This window comes from Burkholderia sp. E168m23, assembly GCF_016586125.1.
GTDB classification, from domain to species: Bacteria; Pseudomonadota; Gammaproteobacteria; order Burkholderiales; family Burkholderiaceae; genus Burkholderia; species Burkholderia orbicola.
Map to the genome: position 1 here is coordinate 1 of NZ_BCPP01001245.1, position 1,666 is coordinate 1,666.

The window sequence follows — 1,666 nt, forward strand, 5'->3', positions numbered from 1 at the left end:
CCTTGAATACCGACGCCGGATCGAGCTCGAGGCCCGTGGTCGACAGTTGCAGCTCGTGCGCGAACACGTTGAGCAGCACTTCGCTGTCGGAATTGGTGTTGATGTGCCGGCGGTCGATCCGGAACATCTCGTCCTTCAGTTGCTGCCAGTTCGTCAGGTTGCCGTTGTGCGCGAGGATGATCCCGAACGGCGCGTTCACGTAGAACGGCTGCGCCTCGGCCTCGCTCGACGCCGAGCCGGCCGTCGGGTAGCGCACCTGGCCGATGCCGTAGGTGCCGGGCAGGCTGCGCATGTTGCGCGTGCGGAACACGTCGCGCACCATGCCGTTCGCCTTGTACATGTGGAAATTGCTGCCGTCCGCCGTCGCAATGCCCGCCGCGTCCTGACCGCGATGCTGCAGCAGCAGCAGGCTGTCATAGATCAGCTGATTGACCGGGGATTGGGAGATAACGCCTACGATGCCGCACATGGCATGTCCTTCAGAATGACAAAATCGGTTCCGTCCTGCCCGGCCGCGTCGTCACACGCGTACGTACTGGGCCATGCCGTCGGGCAAGAGCTGCTTCAGCTCGTGCACGCCCTGTTCGGCAAAAGGACGCAAGAGCGCATTGCGCCAGAAATCCTGTTTGGGCAGTTCGGTCAGCCCGGCCGCCGCGACCAGCAGCACCACCAGCACGCAGCCGCGGACGAGCCCGAACATCATGCCCAGCGAGCGGTCGACGCCGCCCAGGCCGCTCGCCTGCGCGATCCGCGACAGCAGCGCGTTCGCCACGCCGGCGACCAGCACGACGCCGATCACGAGCAACGCGAAGGCGATCACCCACTGCGTCAGCGCGCCGCCCGGCCAGTTCGCCGGAATGTACGGCACGACCAGCCCGACGTAGCGGCTCGCGATCACGATCGCCGCGATCCAGCCGATCAGCCCGAAAATCTCGGACACGAAGCCGCGCCACGCGCCGCGCAGCGCCGACAACACGATCACCGCCAATACAGCGTAGTCGAAAGCCGTCAGCATCGTGGCATTACTGCGTCAGACCGGCTTCGCGCACCTTCGCGATCGCGGCGGAAGCCGCCGAACGATCCGCGAACGGGCCGGCCCGCAACAGTGTAGCCGTGCTGCCGTCTGCCTGCTTGCGATGCTCGACATATGCGGGCACACCCGCCGATTTCAACTTGGTCGCCCACGAACGGGCCGTCGCGTCGTCCTTGAACGAGCCGAGCTGCACCGCGAAGCGCGCACCGGCCGGCGATGCCGGCGACGATGCGTCGCTGCTATCCGGGCTCGCGGCGCCGTCATTCGCGACCGTTGCGGGCGCAGGCTTCGGCGCGGCCGGTTTCGCGGCGGGCGCAGCCGGCTTCGGCGCGGGCTTCGGCGGCGTCACGCTCGCGGTGGTGGTCGTATCGGGTTTCGCGGCCGGCTTCGCGGCATCCTTAGGCGCGGGCGCCGGTGCGGCCGCAACGGCCGTGTCGGAGGCCGGCGGTTCGTCGTGCGCGACACCCGCCTGCACGTCGGACACATCGTCGTCGCGCGGCGCGACCGCCTGGTGCGCGGGGCGGTTCGGGATGTCGATCGCGATGTCGTCCGTGACCGGCTTCGGGTGCGAATCGAGCACCATCGGCAGCACGATTACCGCGGCCACGACGAGCGCGATCGCGCCGACAAGGC

At 68.1% G+C, this 1,666-nt stretch carries 2 protein-coding genes and 1 pseudogene; all 3 read right to left on the reverse strand.

Annotation, left to right across the window (positions count from 1 at the left end; all coding sequences use genetic code 11):
* A pseudogene (locus JMF90_RS36175) lies at positions 1-469 on the reverse strand (amidophosphoribosyltransferase); the annotation flags it as partial.
* A 51-nt stretch (positions 470-520) separates the two neighbouring features.
* Complete coding sequence (locus JMF90_RS36180; protein ID WP_006479328.1) at positions 521-1,015, reverse strand: CvpA family protein; 495 nt, start codon at positions 1,013-1,015, stop codon at positions 521-523.
* A 7-nt stretch (positions 1,016-1,022) separates the two neighbouring features.
* The coding region (locus tag JMF90_RS36185) for an SPOR domain-containing protein (RefSeq protein WP_236598118.1) at positions 1,023-1,666 on the reverse strand (644 nt) is incomplete at its 5' end.

Bases quoted from the DNA above. Each gene is read 5' to 3' on its own strand.
- JMF90_RS36180 (WP_006479328.1), bottom strand. From the start codon at position 1,015: ATGCTGACGGCTTTCGACTACGCTGTATTGGCGGTGATCGTGTTGTCG.